Source organism: Micromonospora sp. LOL_023 (genome assembly GCF_048060115.1).
Taxonomy (GTDB): Bacteria; Actinomycetota; Actinomycetes; order Mycobacteriales; family Micromonosporaceae; genus Micromonospora_E.
Genome location: NZ_JBHMIM010000040.1, coordinates 40854 through 59124 on the forward strand (window position 1 = coordinate 40854; position 18271 = coordinate 59124).

Here is an 18271-nt window from a genome sequence, read left to right on the forward strand (position 1 = left end):
GTGGCCCATACTACCGCCGTCGGCAACCAGCACCCAGTCGGTTACCGGCCTCAGCGCGGCCACGGGCCGGTACAGACCCGCCAGGTGCCCTGTTCGGCGATCACCTCGAACGACACCGCCTGTGCGGTTCCGTCCGCCCCAGTCAGCCGCGCGCCGACCGTCACCGAAGTGCGGTCGGCGCCAACCACCGCCGCACCGACCCAGTGGTCCGCGAGGGCCTGCCGCCGCGCCCAGCCGGCGAAGTCCGACCGGTCCAGCTCCGTCCGGGTGGCGGCGCAGAGCAGGTCGTACGCCGAATCCGGAGTACCGTCAGCCAACCGACTGGCGAAGGTGGCCACCGCCGTGCTGGCGGCGGCCTCCGGCGGCTGGACGGCGCCCAGGAACAACCAGGCCACCGTCGCCATGGTGCACCCGGACAGGGCGAGCACCCCGCTGGTCATGGCCAGGTGCCGCGTGGGTTGGCCGCTCAGGGGCGACAGACGGGGGGTCATGGCCGTGAGGGTAACCGAGCGGTGCTTAGGTTGCCTGCGGCATGATCAACGAACCTGACCGAACGCCGTACGACTCCGCCAACGGGTCGATGCACCATCGCGACCTGAGATGTTAGGCACATCAGGCGCGCGTAACGATCACTTGACTCCTGGAGAATGAACTCATGCTGCCCGGTGGGATGATGCCCATAACCCAGCTGATCGCCATGGTTCGCAGCACCCAGCCGCGGCAGGCCGTGGGATTGCTGGCCGCGATGCCTGCCGACCGCATACCGGTGGTGGTCGCCGAGCTGACGACCGCCGACCTGATCCGGCTGCTGCCCGCCGCCGGCAACGATCTACGGGCTCGGCTGATGGGCTTGCTGAGCACCGAGCAGCTCGCCGACCTAGTCCGAGCCCTGCCCACCGCCGAGGCGGTGAGCATGCTCAGCAGTCTGCCGCTCGATCAGGTTCGGGCGGTCGCCGACCGGTTGCCGCAACCCACCCTCGCCGCGCTGCTCACCTCGCTGCCCGCCGAGATTCAGACGGAGATGCTGTCGGTGATGCGCCCGCAGCAGGCCCAGGCGGCCTGGGCCGGCACCTATCAACGGGAGGTGGCCGAGGCGCTCGCCCGGGCCAACGCCGACGTGAGCATCCCCGCCGACGCTCCACCCGGGATCGTGCTGGTCCAACTGTTCGGCTGGCAGATCACCGTGGCCGCCAGACGCGACGACGACGGGCGGGTGGCGGTCCGCGACGCGGAGAACGCCGCGTACCGGCTGCGGGCGAACGCGGCGCTCGCGGTGACCGACTATCAACCCGCGAACGACGTGCTGGACTACTGCGACGAGGCCCGCCGCCAGGGCCGACCGATCAGCGCGGTCGGCTGGGTCGACAACCGGCATGACGGTTACCTGAAGCGGGCCCTCGTCAGCCTCGTCCAGTGACTGGTCAGGGCGCTGGCGGGTAGCTCAGTCCACTTCGGTGCCGCCGTGGCTTGGCACCGGCCTGTCCCGAATATCCGAGGACCGACGAAGGGGGTGTCCGCCGGTACCGGCGGACACCCCCTTCGTCGTGCAGGGACGTATCAGACGTTGCTCGACCTGTCAGACGTTGAAGCCCAGCGCCCGCAGTTGGTCCCGACCCTCGTCGGTGATCTTGTCCGGCCCCCACGGCGGCAACCACACCCAGTTGATCCGCATGTCGGAGACCAGACCGCCACCGGGGCCGGTGGTCAGCGCCGTGCGGGCCTGCTCCTCGATCACGTCGGTCAACGGGCAGGCCGCGCTGGTCAACGTCATGTCCAGGGTGGCGACGTTGTCGTCGTCGACGTGTACGCCGTACACCAGGCCGAGGTCGACCACGTTGATGCCAAGCTCCGGGTCGACGACGTCCCTCATCGCCTCTTCGATGTCAGCCAGGGCCGGCTTGCCGGCTCCCCCGCCAGCGGCGGGTTCGGCCTGCGGTGTCGCCTCGGTCATCGTCTCTTCGGCACTCACTGCTTCACCTCCGGGCTCGCGCCCACACCGGCGCGCGCCGCGGCGTCCTTGAACGCCATCCACGGCAGCAACGCACACTTGACCCGGGCCGGGTAGCGCGCCACACCGGCGAACGCCACCCCGTCACCCAGCACGTCCTCATCCGGCTCGACCCGACCACGACCAGAAACCAACTCGACGAAGGCGCCGTGCACCGTGAACGCCTCGTCCGCCGGACGGCCGTCGACCAGTTCGTACAGCACGCTCGCCGACGCCTGACTGATCGAACAGCCCTGGCCGTCGTGGGACACCCCGATCCGGGCCTCGTCGCCCAGCGCCACCCGGACGGTGATCTCGTCACCACAGGTCGGGTTGACGTGGTGTGCCTCGCCGGCGTACGGCTCCCGCAGGCCACGACCCTGCGGGTGCTTGTAGTGATCCAGGATGATCTCCTGGTACAGCTGGTCGAGCTCCATCAGCCGAAGACCTTCCGTACCTGGTCGAGACCGCGTACCAGCGCGTCCACCTCGCCGGTCGTGGTGTAGAGGTAGAACGAGGCGCGGGTGGTGGACGGGACGCCATAGCGGACGCAGACGGGCCGGGCGCAGTGGTGACCCACCCGGACCTGCACTCCCTGCGCGTCGAGGATCTGTCCAACGTCGTGCGGATGGATTCCGTCGAGCGCGAACGACACCGTACCGCCCCGGCCGTGCGGCCCCGGCGGGCCGACGATCCGCAGGCCCGGCACGGTCGCGAGGGCTTCCAGGGCGTACTCGGTGATCCGCTGCTCGTGCGCGGCGACCGCCGGCATGCCCAGCCCGGTCAGGTAGTCGACCGCGGCGCCGAGACCGACAGCCTGCGCGATCGGCGGTGTGCCGGCCTCGAACCGGGCCGGCGGCGCGGCGAAGGTCGATCCGGTCATCGTCACGGTCTCGATCATCGAGCCACCGCCGAGCACCGGCGGCATCACGGCCAGCAGTTCGGACCGCCCCCACAGCACGCCGATCCCGGTCGGGCCGCACATCTTGTGCCCGGTGAAGGCGATGAAGTCGGCGTCCAGCACGGCCACGTCGACCGGTCGGTGCGGCACCGACTGCGAGCAGTCCAGCAGCAGCAGCGCGCCGACCGCCCGGACCCGCCGGGTGATCGCGGTCAGGTCGTTGACCGTGCCGAGGATGTTCGACATGTGCACCAGCGAGACCAGCTTGGTCCGCTCGGTGATCAGCCCGTCCAGATCCGACTCGTCGAGCCGGCCCTCCTCGGTCAGCCCGAACCAGCGCAACGTCGCGCCGGTGCGTTCACAGAGCAGCTGCCACGGCACGATGTTGGAGTGGTGCTCCATCTCGGAGATCACCACTTCGTCGCCGGGACCGAGCCGCAACCGGGGGTCGGCCCCGAGGCCGACGCCGAGCGAAGCGTTCGAAAAGGCGTACGCGACCAGGTTGATCGCCTCGGTGGAGTTCTTGGTGAACACCACCTCGTCAGGGCTGGCCGCGTTGACGAACGCGGCCAGCTTGGCCCGGGCACCCTCGTACGCCTCGGTGGACTCGGTGCCCAGGGTGTGCACCGAGCGGGCGACGTTGGCGTTGTGCCGCTGGTAGTACTCGGTCAACGCGTCGAGCACCTGACGCGGCTTGTGCGAGGTGTTGGCGCTGTCCAGGTAGACCAGCGGATGCCCGTTGATCTCCCGGCTGAGAATCGGGAAGTCCGCCCGGACGGCGTCGACGTCCAGGGCAGGTGGACCGCCCTGGGCCGACGTGTCCCGGGGGATGGCAGTGATGCTCATCGGCTTGACGCCGCCCTTCTGCACGCAGGGTGATGGTGGCGTTCAGGCCGCGCCCGCGCCCGCCGCGTACCGCTCGTAGCCCTCGGCTTCCAGCTTGTCGGCCAGCTCCGGGCCGCCTTCCTCGACGATGCGCCCACCGACGAAGACGTGCACGAAGTCCGGCTTGATGTACCGCAGGATCCGGGTGTAGTGGGTGATCAGCAGCAGACCGGTCTCCCCGGTGGCGCGGACCCGGTTGACGCCCTCGCTGACCACCCGCAGGGCGTCGATGTCGAGACCGGAGTCGGTCTCGTCGAGAATGGCGACCTTCGGCTTGAGCAGCTCCAGCTGCACGATCTCGTGCCGCTTCTTCTCACCACCGGAGAAGCCCTCGTTGACGTTGCGCTGGGCGAACGCCGGGTCCATCTGCAGGCGCTCCATGGCGCCACGCAGCTCACCTGCCCAGGTACGCAGCTTCGGCGCGGTGCCGTCGACCGCCGTCTTGGCGGTACGCAGGAAGTTCGCCACCGACACCCCGGGCACCTCGACCGGGTACTGCATGGCGAGGAACACCCCGGCTCGGGCCCGCTCGTCGACCGACATGGCCAGCACGTCTTCGCCGTCGAGCAGCACCTGGCCGCCGGTGATCTCGTACTTGGGGTGACCGGCGATCGAGTACGCCAGGGTCGACTTGCCGGAGCCGTTCGGGCCCATGATGGCGTGCGTCTGACCCGACCGGACGGTCAGGGTCACCCCGGCCAGGATCGGCTTGAGCTCACCTTCCGGCAGCTTGACCGACACCTGCAGGTCGCGGATATCCAGAACGCTCATGGTGCCACTACTCCATTGCTCGGCGTCAGACTGACGTAGATGTCGCCGTCGCGGATCTCGACGGGAAAGACAGGGACTGGCTCGGTGGCGGGCAGCCCGGTCGGCTGCCCGGTCCGCAGGTCGAACCGGGAGCCGTGCAGCCAGCACTCCAGGGTGCAGCCGTCGACCTCACCCTCGGAGAGGGCGACTGCGGCGTGCGAGCACTCGTCGTGCACCGCGTGGAACGAGCCTTCGTCGGTGTGCACCACGGCGACCTGCACACCGTCGATGTCGGCGCTGACCACCGTCCCTTTCGGGAGCTCGGTGGTGGCGCAGACCCGGATCAGGTCGGACATGGTCAGCGGGCCCCCTGCGGGACCGAGCCAACCTGGCCGGGGACGGTGGGCGACGCCACGACGGCGGTCTGCTCCTCGGTGCGGCGCAGCCGCTGCTCGATCGCGTCGCCGAGCCGCTCCCGCAGGGCCGCCACCGGGATCTTGTTGATCATTTCGGCGAAGAAGCCCCGAACCACCAGCTTGCGCGCCTCGGCCTCCGGGATTCCCCGGGCCATCAGGTAGAACAGCTGTTCGTCGTCGAACCGGCCGGTGGTGCTGGCGTGTCCGGCACCGGCGACCTCACCGGTCTCGATCTCCAGGTTGGGCACCGAGTCGGCGCGGGCGCCGTCGGTCAGCACCAGGTTGCGGTTGATCTCGTACGTGTCGGTGCCGGTGGCCTCGGCGCGGATCAGCACGTCGCCGACCCAGACGGTGTGCGCCCCGTCGCCCTGCAGCGCGCCCCGGTAGCCGACATTGCTGCGGCAGTCCGGCACGGTGTGGTCCACCAGTTGCCGGTGCTCCAGGTGCTGGCCGGTGTCGGCGAAGTACAGGCCGTACAGCTCGGCGTCGCCACCCCGGCCGGCGTAGTCGACGCTGGTGAACTGCCGGACCAGGTCACCGCCGAGGGTCACCTGGACGTGCGTCACCCGGGCGTCGCGGCCGAGCCGGAACTTCAGGTGCTCGGCCTGCACCGCGTCGACGGCCCAGTCCGCCACGGTCACCAGGGTCAGCGAGGCACCGTCGGCGACGATCACCTCGACGTTGTCGGCGAGGGTCGTCGAACCGACCTGTTCGAACACCAGCGTCGCCTCGGCGAACCGACCCACCTCGACCAGGGTGTGACCGTATGCGACCCCGTCGGCGCCACCGCCGACCACCCGGATCACCGCCGCGTCGGCCGGGGTGGCCTCCGGGGCGACCTCGACCAGCAGGACGTCGGACGCCTGACCGTAGGCCAGCGCGCTGATCCGGTCGAACGGGGTCAGCACACTACCGACCCGCGGATCACCGCGGTCGATGCGCCGCGCGGTCACCCCGGCCGGCAGGTCGGGGTGCTGGTAGCTGACCGACGCGGTGGCCACCGGGACACCGGTGGCGAGTCCGCGCAGCCGCTTGAGCGGGGTGAAGCGCCACTCTTCCTCCAGCCCGGTCAGGGCCGGGAAGTCGGCAACATCGTACGAGCGCAACGCCTGCGACTTGGTCTTCGGCGGCGCGGAGGCCTGAATAGTCATCTCTTCCTGTTCTCGGCGGGCCGATGTGGTTCCGGCGGTGGGTGCGGCGTCCGGCGGTCAGCCGACCGCGCCCTCCATCTGCAGCTCGATGAGGCGGTTCAGCTCCAGGGCGTACTCCATCGGGAGTTCCTTGGCGATCGGCTCGATGAAGCCACGCACGATCATGGCCATCGCCTCGTCCTCGCTGAGACCGCGGCTCATCAGGTAGAAGAGCTGGTCCTCGCTGACCTTGGAGACGGTCGCCTCGTGGCCCATCGACACGTCGTCCTCGCGGATGTCGACGTACGGGTAGGTGTCCGACCGGGAGATCGCGTCGACCAGCAGCGCGTCACACTTGACCGTGGAACGGCTGTGGTGCGAGCCCTCCAGCACCTGGACCAGGCCCCGGTAGGAGGTGCGGCCGCCGCCCCGGGCGATCGACTTGGAGACGATCGTCGAGGAGGTGTGCGGTGCCGCGTGCACCATCTTCGCGCCGGCGTCCTGGTGCTGGCCCTCGCCGGCCATCGCCACCGAGAGCACCTCACCCTTGGCGTGCTCACCGGTCATGAACACGGCCGGGTACTTCATGGTGACCTTGGAGCCGATGTTGCCGTCGACCCACTCCATGGTGGCGCCGGCGTGGCAGACCGCCCGCTTGGTGACCAGGTTGTAGACGTTGTTCGACCAGTTCTGGATGGTGGTGTAGCGGCACCGGGCGTTCTTCTTCACCACGATCTCGACCACCGCGGAGTGCAGCGAGTCGGAGGAGTAGATCGGCGCGGTGCAGCCCTCGACGTAGTGCACGTAGGCACCCTCGTCGACGATGATCAGCGTCCGCTCGAACTGGCCCATGTTCTCGGTGTTGATCCGGAAGTAGGCCTGCAGCGGGATCTCCACGTTCACGCCCTTGGGCACGTAGATGAACGAACCGCCGGACCAGACCGAGGTGTTCAGCGCCGCGAACTTGTTGTCGCCGACCGGGATGACGGTGCCGAAGTACTCCTTGAAGATGTCCTCGTGCTCCCGCAGGGCGGTGTCGGTGTCGAGGAACAGCACACCCTGCTCCTCGAGGTCCTCACGGATCTTGTGGTAGACCACCTCGGACTCGTACTGGGCGGCGACCCCGGCGACCAGCCGCTGCTTCTCGGCCTCCGGGATACCCAGCCGGTCGTAGGTGTCCTTGATCTCCTCCGGCAGGTCTTCCCAGCTGGTCGCCTGCTTCTCGGTGGAGCGCACGAAGTACTTGATGTTGTCGAAGTCGATCCCGGTCAGGTCGGCGCCCCAGGCGGGCATCGGCTTGCGGCCGAACAGCCGCAGGCCCTTGAGCCGCAGGTCGAGCATCCACTGGGGCTCGTTCTTCTTGGCGGAGATGTCCCGCACCACAGCCTCGTTGACTCCCCGCTGGGCGGCGGCACCGGCCACGTCGCGGTCGGCCCAGCCGTACTCGTACCGGCCGAGGGCCGCGAGGTGCTCCTCCTGGGAGATGGGCGCGACGGTCTGCTCGGTCATTTATCTGTCCTCACAGTGCTGGTGACGTGGTCGGTTGACAGGTCTGCTGCGCTGCTGGTCGCGGCGGCACCGGACGGGGCTGGCTCCACCCGCCGCGGGTCCGGAATGTGCGTGGTGCACACCCCGTCGCCGTGCGCGATGGTGGCGAGACGCTGTACGTGGGTGCCGATCAGGCGCGAGATCACCGCAGTCTCAGCCTCGCACAGCTGCGGAAACTCGGCTGCCACATGCGCCACGGGACAGTGGTGCTGACACAACTGCCCCCCGGACGCGATCGTGGACGCGTTGGCAGCGTAGCCCTCGGCGCTGAGCGCCGAGGCAAGAGCCTCCGCGCGCGCGATCGGTTCGTCGCCGGCGCCCTCGATCGCCGCGCGGCACCGGGCCTCCAGCCCTTCGACCTGCGCGGCGGCGAACGCCTCCACGGCGGCCTCGCCGCCGTTGCCGGCGATCCAGCGCAACGCGGCGGCGGCCATGCCGTCGTAGCGGTAGCGTCCGTGCCGGGAACGGGCGGTGTCGGTGAGCCGGAAGACCTTGGCGGGCCGGCCCCGCCGGCGGTTGTCCCGGGGCGGCGCGTCCCGGGCAAGCACGTCGCCGTCGGCGGACATCGCGTCCAGGTGCCGGCGGATGGCTGCCGGGCTGAGCCCGAGCTCGGCGCCGAGCTGCGCGGCGGTCGCCGCGCCCCGCTCCAGCAACAGGGCGACCAGCCGGTCACGGGTACGCCCGTCGGAGCCGGCGGCGACCGCACCGGTCGCCGGCCCGCTCAGCGGAAGGCCTGCCCTGTTTTTCACTACGCCAACGTTACGTAATTCAGCGGTCGGCCGCAAACGCACCCCACGTGATCCACCGCACCGACCCCGGATCCGACTGATCGGCCGATGCGGCCCCGGTGAGACACGCCGCACCCGGGCGAACCGCGGCAGCTGGGACATCGCGCCGTCTCGTACGATTGCCGCCGTGACCAGTTCCGGCCGACTGTCCGCCACACCCGCACTGCTGCGGCGGCTCACCCTCGCCTCACTGATCGCCAACGTCGCGATCGTGGTGACCGGCGGCGGCGTCCGACTCACCGGCTCCGGTCTCGGCTGCCCCACCTGGCCCCGCTGCACCGAGGACTCCTACGTCACCACGCCGGAGATGGGCATCCTCGGGGTGATCGAATTCGGCAACCGGGTGCTCGGCATTCTGGTCGGCCTGGTAGCCCTGGCCACCCTGTTGGCGGTGCTACGGGCCCAGCCACGGCGGCCGGACCTGCGCGGCCTGACGCTGGGCGTCCTGGGCCTGGTGATCCTGCAGGGAATCATCGGCGGAATCAGCGTCCGGGTGCAGCTGGATCCCTGGGTGGTCGCGCTGCACTTCATGCTGTCGATGGTGGCCATCGCGGTGGCGTACGCGCTGTGGCGACGCACCCGCACCGGCGGGCTCACCAGCCACGACACGGTACCCGGGGCGCTGCGACAGCTCGTGTTCGTGATCGTTGCGGTCAGCTTCGCGGTGCTGGTGCTCGGCACCGCTGTCACCGGCAGCGGCCCACACGCCGGCGACCCGGACGCCGGCCGCACCGGCCTGGACCCGCAGACCATGTCCCAGCTGCACGCCGACTCAGTGGCGCTGCTGATCGGGCTCTCGGTCGCCTGGTGGTTCGCCCTGCGCGCGGTCGATGCCCCACGGCAGGCGGTCCGGGCGGCGGCGGTGCTGATCGCGGTGGAACTGGCCCAGGGCCTGATCGGCGTGGTCCAGTACCTCACCGACCTGCCGGTGGCGCTGGTCGGCGCGCACATGTTCGGGGCCTGCCTGGTCTGGTTGGCCACCCTCGCCGCGCTGTGGTCCACCCGGGGCCACGGTCCCGCCCCGACCTCGGCGGCGGCCATGGACCGGGACGACAGCGAGAAGGCTCAGGCGCTCACCGCAGCTGTCTAGACACCGTCAGACCCGTTGAAGACGGCTGAATACCGCCTACCTCTCGCCATCACGCAACGTACCGGTGAGGCTACGGCTGTGCCAGGGCACAACCGGTGGCACGACGATCCGGGCGCGGCAGCCGCGGTCCCCCCGTGCCATGGCTGCCGCGCCCCCGGCCTGCTGGACGACCCTCCGTGGCCGTGCACTCTCCCTCCCCGACACCGAACCACTTCCGGAGTTTCCGCGTGTCCAACTTCCGTTCTCAGCGATCGGGCGCCGTCGCGGCGACCCTGGCCCGCTCCCGACTCGGCGTACCACAGGTGCTCTTCTTCGTTCTCGCCGCCGCCGCGCCGCTCACCGTGGTCGCCGGCGGCGCCAGCACCGGCTTCGCGGTCACCGGCACCACCGCCGTGCCGATGGCGTATCTGCTGATCGCCGCCGTCATGGCGATCTTCGCGGTCGGCTACGTGGCGATGAGCCGTCACGTCGTCAACGCCGGTGCGATGTACAGCTACGTCGCGCACGGCCTTGGCCCGATCCCGGGGATCGCGGCGGCGTTCGTCGCGCTGGTGGCCTACAACGCGATGCAGATCGGTCTGTACGGCGCCTTCGGCGTCGTCGCCGCCGAGGTCCTCGCCGTCGCCGGCACCCCCGTGCCGTGGTGGGTCTGCGCCCTGGCCGGATGGGCGCTGGTGGCCGCGCTCGGGCTGGCCCGGGTCGATCTCAACGGCCGGGTGCTCGCCGGGCTACTGCTGGCCGAACTCGCCGTCATCATCGGGTACGACCTGGTGATGGTCACCCATCCGGCCGGCGGCACGGTCGCCACCGAGACGCTGGACCCCCGGCAACTACTCACTCCCGGCGTCACCGCGATGCTGGTCGGCGGGATCGCCGGGTTCGTCGGGATCGAGGCCGGCACCGTGTTCGCCGAGGAGACCCGCGACCCGCGGCGCACGGTGGCCCGTGCGACGTACCTGGCGGTGGCGATCACCGGTGCCTGCTACGCGGGCTCCGCCTGGGCCATGTCGGTGGCCGCCGGCGCCGACTCGGTGGTGGCCCAGGCCCAGCGACACGGGACCGAATTGATGTTCGTGCTGGTCAGTCCACACATCGGGCAGACGTTCGTCGACGCTGGCCGGCTACTCTTCCTGACCAGCCTGTTCGCCGCGCTCCTCGCGTTTCACAACACCGTGGCGCGCTACCTCTTCGCGCTCGGACGTGAACGGGTGCTGCCGGCCGCGCTCGGGCGGACGAACCGGCGCACGGGCGCACCCAAACTGGGCTCGCTCACCCAGAGTGCCCTGGCCCTGACGGTCATCGTGGCCTACTCGTTGGCCGGCCTCGATCCGATCACCCACCTGTTCTTCTGGCTGACCGTCACCGGCGGGCTCGGCGTGCTGATCCTGATGACCGCGACCTCATTGGCGGTGATCGGCTACTTCATCCAGCTGTCGCACGGGGAGTCCGCCTGGCGTCGCTGGGTCGCCCCCGGCACGGCCGCCTGGGCGCTCTGCATGATCCTGGTCGGTACGGTGACCAGCTTCGGGGACCTGCTGGGGCTGCCGGACAACTCCGAACTGCACTGGTGGTTCCCGTCCGGGTACGCGCTGGCGGCCTTGGCCGGGGTCGGTTGGGCGCTGTGGCTACGGACCAACCGACCGCAGTCCTTCCAGACGATCGGCTGGGGAGCGGACAGCGCCACCGCGGTAGCACCACCCACGCCACCGACCGCCCGGCAACCCAGCCGGGTCTGAACCGGTCGACGGCATCTCGACCCGCGACCGGGACGCCGCGAGCCGGCCACCGGGCTCACGAGCGCGACCCGGGCGATCATCGCCCGGGTCGCGCAGCTCGGTTTCTCCAGTCCCGGACCTGTGCTCCAGTCACGCAACTGATCGTCGTTCGTTGTACGGGTGCACGGCCCCTGCCGGCCGCGACGGGTCAGCGGGAGAGGCTACGGCGCGACATCGACCGCCACAGGTCGTTGCTGGGCCGCATCTGATCCATCAACTCCCGCTCCCATTCGTTCTCTACCTCGACTCCCGCCTTGTCGCAGGCGCTACGCGCCACATCGGTGCCGTCGGCGAACTGGTCGCCCCACTCCCCGTCCTCACCCAACAGGACGATCCGCGCGCCACGCTTGCCGACGTACTCGATGACCGCCTTCGCGCCGCCGTGGTCAGCGGCGAAGGACCGGATGCCAGCGACCAGCCCGGAGGGTGCCTCCGTGGGAACGGATTCGGTCGCCAGCGTCGTATCGGAACCATCTGCCATGGCCGAAGCGTAAGCAGAGCGAAGACCTTTCGCCGATCGGATGTCGGCTTTTTGTGACTCCAATTACCCGCAGGTTTAAGAACGCCCACCGACCCTTGATGGTGATTTGAGCCATCAAAGATGGACAAAGTTGCTCCGGCAATCGCTACTAAAAGCGACAAACGGCCATCCAAAGTTCAATACGGGCGCCGACCTGGTTCCCCACCAGGTGAACCAGGCTCAGACCAGCGCGTCCAGCGCCACGGCGACGAACACGACCGTGAGGTAGGTGTTGGACCAGTGGAACAGCCGCATCGGCCGTACCGCCTCGCCACGGGCGGAGCGCCGCTGCAGGCGATGCGCCTCCAGTAGGAAGACCGCACCGACGACCAGCACGGGCACCGCGTAGATCAACGACATGCCCAGCGGCCAGACCACCACCGACGACGCCACCGTCAACCAGGTGAACAGAACGATCTCGACGTTGACCCGGCGGGCCGAGGCGACCACCGGCAACATCGGGATGCCGGCCCGCGCGTAGTCCTGCTTGTACTTGATGGCCAGCGCGTAGAAGTGCGGCAGCTGCCAGAAGAACACCACCGCGAACAGGCCCCAGGCCACCGGTGACAGCCCCCCGGTGACCGCGGCCCAGCCGATCAGCACCGGCGCCGCCCCGCACGCGCCACCCCAGAAGGTGTTCTGCGGAGTCGTGCGCTTGAGCCACAACGTGTACACCAGGTCGTAGTAGACGATGGCCGCCAACGTCAGACCCGCCGCGAGCCAGTTGGTGAAGACCGCCATCAACGTCACCGAGGCCACGGCGAGCACCAGGCCGAAGACCAGCGCGTGCCGGGGAGTCACCACGTGCGCCGGCAACGGACGACGCTTCGTGCGACGCATCAACTGGTCGATGTCGCGGTCGATGTAGCAGTTCAACGCGTTCGCCGCGCCAGCGGCCAGGGACCCGCCGATCAGCACCACCGCGACCAGCCCGAGCGGCGGCAGACCACCGGCGGCGATCATCATCGTCGGCACGGTCGTGATCAGCAGCAACTCGACGATGCGCGGCTTGGTCAGCGACACGTACGCCCGGACCACCGCCAGCAGGTCGGGTGCGGTCACCGCGGCCGTTCCGGCCACCGGCTGCCCGGACGTCGCGTCCGGCTCGGCGGTGGTGGACGTGACCCGCGCCCGGTCGTAGCTGGGGCGCTCGGTGACCATGCTCACGGATTGCACCTTCCGGCGTCGGCGGGGGTGGCTTTCCAACTGACGGCGACCAACCGGCCGGCGCGCCTCCGACAGCGTACGCGCAGGTATTTCGCCTGCCCGGCCACCCCTTGACCCGGTGCCGGTCATCACATCGGGCAGCCGTTCCACCGGGCACTATACGTATCCCCCGACAGTCGGTGGCCGACGACGACGGCGACCGACGACCGACGGTGACCATCCGGTTGTCGAGATCGGCGGGCGGATGTTCAACCCTGCTCGATAGGGTCGTGACGAGGGTTCCGCTACCTGCCCGCTTGGACGAGGAGAACACCCACCGTGGCTGCGACACCAACCGATGCCCCCCTGAACTGGTCCGACCTCGACCGCCGCGCGGTCGACACCGCACGTGTGCTGGCCGCCGACGCCGTGGAAAAATCCGGCAACGGCCACCCCGGCACCGCGATGAGCCTCGCCCCTGCGGCGTACCTGCTGTTCAACCGGGTCATGCGGCACGACCCGAGCGACCCGGACTGGGCCGGCCGGGACCGTTTCGTGCTCTCCGCCGGTCACTCCAGCCTGACGCTGTACGTCCAGCTCTACTTCTCCGGATACGGGCTGGGCCTGGAGGACCTCAAGTCGTTGCGGCAGTGGGGTTCACTGACCCCCGGACACCCGGAGCACGGCCACACCCGTGGCGTCGAGACCACCACCGGCCCACTCGGCCAGGGACTGGCCAACGGCGTCGGCATGGCGATGGCCGCCCGCCGCGAACGCGGTCTGCTCGACCCGGACGCCCCCGCCGGTGAGTCGATCTTCGATCACAACGTGTGGGTGATCGCCTCCGACGGCGACATCGAGGAGGGCATCACCCACGAGGCGAGCGCGCTGGCCGGTCACCAGAAGCTCGGCAACCTGACCGTCGTCTACGACGACAACCAGATCTCCATCGAGGACGACACCCGGATCGCGCTCAGCGAGGATGTCGCCGCCCGGTACGCCGCGTACGGCTGGCACGTGCAGACCGTCGACTGGCGGGCCGGCGCCGCCGGTGACGGCGAGTACCACGAGGACGTCGAGGCGCTGTACGCGGCGCTGACCGCCGCCCGGGCCGAGACCGACCGCCCGTCGTTCATCGCGCTGCGCACCATCATCGGCTGGCCGGCACCGAAGAAGCAGAACACCGGCAAGATCCACGGTTCGGCGCTCGGTGCCGACGAGGTCGCCGCCACCAAGGAGATCCTCGGCTTCGACCCCGGCCAGCACTTCGCCGTCGACGACAAGGTGCTCACCCACATCCGGGAGGTACTGGACCGGGGCCGGCAGGCACACACGGCGTGGGCCGAGAAGTACGACGCCTGGGCGCAGGCCAACCCCGAGCGCAAGGCCCTGCACGACCGGCTCGCCACCCGTACCCTGCCGGACGGCTGGACCGAGGCGTTGCCGAGCTGGCCGGCGGACCCGAAGGGGGTCGCCACCCGGGCCGCCTCCGGCAACGTCCTCAACGCGCTCGCCGCCGAACTGCCGGAGCTGTGGGGCGGCTCGGCCGACCTGGCCGAGAGCAACAACACCACGATGAAGGGCGAGCCGTCGTTCGTCCCGGCCGAGTACGCCACCGAGGCGTTCCCCGGGCAAGAGTTCGGCCGCACCCTGCACTTCGGCATCCGCGAGCACGCCATGGGGGCGATCCTCAACGGCATCGCGCTGCACGGCGGCACCCGTCCGTACGGCGGCACCTTCCTGGTGTTCAGCGACTACATGCGCCCGGCGGTGCGGCTGGCCGCGTTGATGAAGCTGCCGGTCGTCTACGTCTGGACCCACGACTCGATCGGTCTCGGCGAGGACGGCCCCACCCACCAGCCGATCGAGCACCTGTCCGCGCTACGCGCCATCCCCGGGCTGGACGTCGTCCGCCCGGCCGACGCCAACGAGACCGCCTGGGCGTGGCGGGTCGCCCTGGAGCACACCGACCGGCCGACCGCGCTCGCGCTGACCCGCCAGGCGGTGCCGGTGATCGACCGCGACACGTACGCGTCCGCCGAAGGGGTCCGCAAGGGCGGCTACGTGCTGGCCGAGGCCGGCAACGCCCAACCGGCGGTGATCCTGATGGGCAGCGGTTCGGAGGTGCAGCTGCTGCTCACCGCCCGGGAACGACTCGAAGCCGAGGGGACCCCCACCCGGGTCGTGTCGATGCCCTGTCAGGAGTGGTTCACCGAGCAGGACGAGGCGTACCGCGAGTCGGTGCTGCCGCGCGGGGTCAAGGCGCGGGTCAGCGTCGAGGCCGGAATCGGCATGTCCTGGCGCGGGCTGGTCGGCGACTGTGGCGAATCGGTCAGCATTGAACACTACGGGGCCAGTGCTCCGTACCAGGTGCTGTTCGAGCAGTTCGGCTTCACCGCCGACGCCGTGGTGGCGGCCGCACACGCGTCGCTGACCCGGGTCGGCGCCATCACCGGCACCACCACCGGAAACTGAGGAGGCTCCAGATGACGGACCGATTGGGTGAGCTCACCGCCGCTGGCGTGGCGGTCTGGCTCGACGACCTGTCCCGGCAACGGCTGAGCACCGGCAACCTGGACCAGCTGCGTCGTGAGAAGCACGTCGCCGGCGTCACCACCAACCCGACCATCTTCGCCGCCGCGCTGGCCGACGCCGACGAGTACAACTGGCAGCTACGTGACCTGGCCGCCCGGGGCGTCAGCGTCGACGAGGCGGTCCGCATGCTCACCACGTACGACGTGCGGTGGGGCTGCGACGTGATGCGCCCGGCGTACGAGACCAGCGCCGGCATCGACGGCCGGGTGTCGATCGAGGTCGACCCCCGGCTGGCGTACCGCACCGCGGAGACCGTCGCCGAGGCCAAGGCCCTGTGGTGGCTGGTCGACCGCCCCAACCTGTACATCAAGATCCCGGCGACCGAGGCCGGGCTGCCGGCGATCACCGCCACCCTGGCCGAGGGGATCAGCGTCAACGTCACGCTGATCTTCTCGCTGGACCGCTACGTCGCGGTGATGGAGGCGTTCCTCGACGGGCTGGAGCAGGCCAGGGCCAACGGGCACGACCTGACCAGCATCGGGTCGGTCGCGTCGTTCTTCATTTCCCGGGTGGACTCCGAGGTCGACAAGCGGCTCGACAAGATCGGCAGCGAGCAGGCCAAGGCACTCAAGGGCAGGGCCGCCGTGGCCAACGCCCAGCTGGCGTACGAGCGGTACGCCGAGATCTTCTCCTCGGCCCGCTGGCAGGCCCTGGCCGACGCCGGCGCCCACCCGCAGCGCCCGTTGTGGGCCTCCACCTCGACGAAGAACCCGGCCTACCGGGACGTTCTCTACGTCGAGGAGCTGATCGCCCCCGGCACGGTCAACACGATGCCGGAATCGGTGGTGCACGCCTACGCCGACCACGGCGAGACCCGCGGCGACACGGTCACCGGCGCCTACCCGGCCGCCCGGCAGGTCCTCGCCGACCTGGTCGAGGTCGGCATCGACCTCGACGACGTGGTCAAGACCCTGGAGTCCGAGGGCGTGCAGAAGTTCGAGGCGAGCTGGCAGGAACTGCTCGACGGAGTGCGCTCGTCGCTGGACGCGGCGGCGGCCGGGGCCGGAGAGCCCAACGCGGCGGCGAAGGACAACGCCGCCGCCGCGAGGCAGGCCGGAGGCAACGCATGAGCGACTTCTTCGACGGCGGCGTGGAGGCCGCCGCCGGGCTGAGCGTCTACGGCGCCGGAGCGGTCGACGCCTCGGCCGCCTCGTCCACCCGGGGCGCGCTGGTCGCCGACGGCGTACCGGCCTCGCTGGTCGGCAAGGACTCCAGTCTGTGGGGTCCGGACGCCGAAGCCGAAGCGAAGATCCGGCTGGGCTGGCTGGACGCCTTCACCCGCAGCCGCGACCTGCTGCCGCAGCTCGCCGAACTGCGGGCGGAGCTGGGCGACCTGGACCACGTGGTGCTCGCCGGGATGGGCGGATCGTCGCTGGCGCCCGAGGTGATCTCGCTCACCGTCGGCAAGCCGGTAACCGTGCTGGACACCACCGACCCGCACCAGGTGCGGGCGGCGCTCGGCGACCGGCTGGACCGCACCGTCGTGGTGGTGGCCAGCAAGTCCGGCGGCACCGTGGAGACCGACAGCCACCGTCGCGCGTACTGGCAGGCGTTCCTCGACTCAGGGCTGGGCGAGGCGGAGGCCGGACGCCGCTTCGTGATCGTCACCGACCCCGGCTCGCCGCTGGCCGCCACCGCCGAGGAGATGGGTGCCTTCGTGGTGCTCGCCGACCCGGAGGTCGGCGGACGCTACTCGGCGCTGACCGCGTTCGGGCTGGTCCCTTCGGCGCTGGCCGGCGTCGACGTGGTCGAACTGCTCGACCAGGCACAGGAGCTGGCCGCAGCGCTCGGCGGCGACCGCGACAACCCGGGGCTGGCGCTCGGCGCCGCCCTGGGCGCGGCCGCCACCACCGGCCGGGACAAGATCGCGCTGATCTCCGACGGCACCGGCATCGAAGGGCTCGGCGACTGGATCGAGCAGCTGGTCGCCGAGTCGACCGGCAAGGACGGCATCGGCATCCTGCCGGTCGTCGTCGAGGCACCGGACTCCCCCGGTGCCGCCGGTACCGACGTGCTGACCGTCACCTACGGCGGGTCCGGCCAGCCGGGCGGCGTTCCCGGCGGCGGGGTGCGGCCCGATCTGGCGGTCAACGGCCCGCTCGGCGCGCAGTTCCTGGTCTGGGAGTACGCCACCGCGATCGCCGGCCGGGTGCTCGGCATCGACCCGTTCAACCAGCCGAACGTCACCGAGTCCAAGGAGAACACCAACCGGATCCTGTCGGCCGGGCCGCCGGCGGAGGCACCGGCGTACGTCGACGGGGCGATCGAGGTGTACGGACCGGCTGATCTGCCGGGCGAGTTGCCCGGCGCGTTGCGCTGGTTGATCGACGGGGCCGGCACCGACGGCTACCTCGCGGTGATGGCCTACCTGGACCGGTTCGGTGACGCCGACGCGGCCGGGGTACGCCCGCTGCTGGCGGCGGCCGCCGGCCGGCCGGTTACCTTCGGCTGGGGGCCGCGGTTCCTGCACTCCACCGGCCAGTACCACAAGGGCGGCCCGCAGGTCGGCGCCTTCCTGCAGATCACCGGCACCGTCGCCGAGGATCTGCCGGTGCCGGGACGGCCGTACAGCTTCGGCGAGCTGCAGGCGGCGCAGGCCGCCGGTGACCGCGAGGCTCTCGCCGGGCGGGGTCGGCCGCTGCTGCGGCTGCACCTGACCGATCGGACCGCCGGTGTCGCCCAACTCCTGGACACGATCCGAAACCTGCCCAGCTGACAATTGGTCCGGAGAGAAACGGAC

Annotated in this window: 17 protein-coding genes; 6 read left to right on the forward strand and 11 right to left on the reverse strand. The window is 70.3% G+C overall.

What is annotated here, in order from left to right:
- Nucleotides 1–50 precede the first annotated feature (50 nt).
- Nucleotides 51–491 (reverse strand): hypothetical protein, encoded by a 441-nt coding sequence (locus tag ACFHVL_RS20890; RefSeq protein ID WP_416629988.1) that lies wholly within the window; start codon nucleotides 489–491, stop codon nucleotides 51–53.
- Between the two features lie 182 nt (nucleotides 492–673).
- On the opposite strand from ACFHVL_RS20890, the gene ACFHVL_RS20895 reads away from it, so the two are divergent.
- Nucleotides 674–1417 carry a magnesium transporter MgtE N-terminal domain-containing protein gene (locus ACFHVL_RS20895; protein WP_416629990.1) on the forward strand — a complete coding sequence of 248 codons (744 nt, stop codon included), beginning with the start codon at nucleotides 674–676 and terminating at the stop codon, nucleotides 1415–1417.
- Between the two features lie 159 nt (nucleotides 1418–1576).
- Here ACFHVL_RS20895 and ACFHVL_RS20900 read toward each other — a convergent pair whose 3' ends face one another.
- The 8 genes from ACFHVL_RS20900 to ACFHVL_RS20935 are packed head-to-tail and all read right to left on the reverse strand — an operon-like array spanning nucleotide 1577 to nucleotide 8366.
- On the reverse strand, nucleotides 1577–1951 hold the full coding sequence (locus ACFHVL_RS20900; protein WP_326555594.1) for a metal-sulfur cluster assembly factor: 375 nt from the start codon (nucleotides 1949–1951) through the stop codon (nucleotides 1577–1579).
- 14 nt (nucleotides 1952–1965) lie between these two features.
- A complete protein-coding gene (gene sufU, locus ACFHVL_RS20905) occupies nucleotides 1966–2424 on the reverse strand; it encodes a Fe-S cluster assembly sulfur transfer protein SufU (protein WP_416629991.1) in 459 nt (152 codons plus the stop codon).
- Nucleotides 2424–3734, reverse strand: a complete 1311-nt coding sequence (locus ACFHVL_RS20910; protein WP_416629993.1) for a cysteine desulfurase — start codon at nucleotides 3732–3734, stop codon at nucleotides 2424–2426. Before ACFHVL_RS20910 ends, sufU begins: the two co-directional genes overlap by 1 nt.
- A gap of 42 nt (nucleotides 3735–3776) precedes the next feature.
- Nucleotides 3777–4544 (reverse strand): Fe-S cluster assembly ATPase SufC, encoded by a 768-nt coding sequence (sufC, locus tag ACFHVL_RS20915; RefSeq protein ID WP_416629994.1) that lies wholly within the window; start codon nucleotides 4542–4544, stop codon nucleotides 3777–3779.
- Nucleotides 4541–4870, reverse strand: coding sequence for a non-heme iron oxygenase ferredoxin subunit (locus ACFHVL_RS20920; protein WP_416630033.1), 330 nt, complete (start codon nucleotides 4868–4870; stop codon nucleotides 4541–4543). The genes sufC and ACFHVL_RS20920 overlap by 4 nt, the downstream gene beginning before the upstream one ends.
- Nucleotides 4871–4881: 11 nt before the next feature.
- Nucleotides 4882–6090, reverse strand: coding sequence for a Fe-S cluster assembly protein SufD (gene sufD / locus ACFHVL_RS20925; RefSeq protein ID WP_416629996.1), 1209 nt, complete (start codon nucleotides 6088–6090; stop codon nucleotides 4882–4884).
- A gap of 57 nt (nucleotides 6091–6147) precedes the next feature.
- On the reverse strand, nucleotides 6148–7578 hold the full coding sequence (gene sufB / locus ACFHVL_RS20930) for a Fe-S cluster assembly protein SufB (RefSeq protein WP_416629998.1): 1431 nt from the start codon (nucleotides 7576–7578) through the stop codon (nucleotides 6148–6150).
- The gene (locus tag ACFHVL_RS20935; RefSeq protein WP_416629999.1) at nucleotides 7575–8366 is read right to left on the reverse strand and encodes a helix-turn-helix transcriptional regulator; all 792 of its coding nucleotides are present in this window, start codon (nucleotides 8364–8366) and stop codon (nucleotides 7575–7577) included. Before ACFHVL_RS20935 ends, sufB begins: the two co-directional genes overlap by 4 nt.
- A 166-nt stretch (nucleotides 8367–8532) precedes the next feature.
- Between ACFHVL_RS20935 and ACFHVL_RS20940 the strand changes: the two genes are divergently transcribed.
- Both ACFHVL_RS20940 and ACFHVL_RS20945 read left to right on the forward strand, forming a co-directional pair.
- Entirely contained in the window at nucleotides 8533–9495 is a 963-nt protein-coding gene (locus ACFHVL_RS20940) for a COX15/CtaA family protein (RefSeq protein ID WP_416630001.1), read from the forward strand.
- A 227-nt stretch (nucleotides 9496–9722) separates the two neighbouring features.
- On the forward strand, nucleotides 9723–11231 hold the full coding sequence (locus tag ACFHVL_RS20945; protein WP_416630003.1) for an APC family permease: 1509 nt from the start codon (nucleotides 9723–9725) through the stop codon (nucleotides 11229–11231).
- A 187-nt stretch (nucleotides 11232–11418) separates the two neighbouring features.
- Here ACFHVL_RS20945 and ACFHVL_RS20950 read toward each other — a convergent pair whose 3' ends face one another.
- Complete coding sequence (locus ACFHVL_RS20950; RefSeq protein ID WP_326553012.1) at nucleotides 11419–11751, reverse strand: hypothetical protein; 333 nt, start codon at nucleotides 11749–11751, stop codon at nucleotides 11419–11421.
- Nucleotides 11752–11970: 219 nt separating this feature from the next.
- Nucleotides 11971–12957 (reverse strand): heme o synthase, encoded by a 987-nt coding sequence (locus ACFHVL_RS20955; RefSeq protein WP_416630006.1) that lies wholly within the window; start codon nucleotides 12955–12957, stop codon nucleotides 11971–11973.
- A gap of 318 nt (nucleotides 12958–13275) precedes the next feature.
- On the opposite strand from ACFHVL_RS20955, the gene tkt reads away from it, so the two are divergent.
- The 3 genes from tkt to ACFHVL_RS20970 are packed head-to-tail and all read left to right on the forward strand — an operon-like array spanning nucleotide 13276 to nucleotide 18247.
- Nucleotides 13276–15411: a transketolase gene (tkt, locus tag ACFHVL_RS20960; RefSeq protein ID WP_416630007.1), complete on the forward strand. Its 2136-nt coding sequence runs from the start codon at nucleotides 13276–13278 to the stop codon at nucleotides 15409–15411.
- An 11-nt stretch (nucleotides 15412–15422) separates the two neighbouring features.
- Nucleotides 15423–16601, forward strand: coding sequence for a transaldolase (gene tal / locus ACFHVL_RS20965; RefSeq protein WP_416630008.1), 1179 nt, complete (start codon nucleotides 15423–15425; stop codon nucleotides 16599–16601).
- Complete coding sequence (locus tag ACFHVL_RS20970) at nucleotides 16598–18247, forward strand: glucose-6-phosphate isomerase (RefSeq protein WP_416630009.1); 1650 nt, start codon at nucleotides 16598–16600, stop codon at nucleotides 18245–18247. The genes tal and ACFHVL_RS20970 overlap by 4 nt, the downstream gene beginning before the upstream one ends.
- Nucleotides 18248–18271 lie beyond the last annotated feature (24 nt).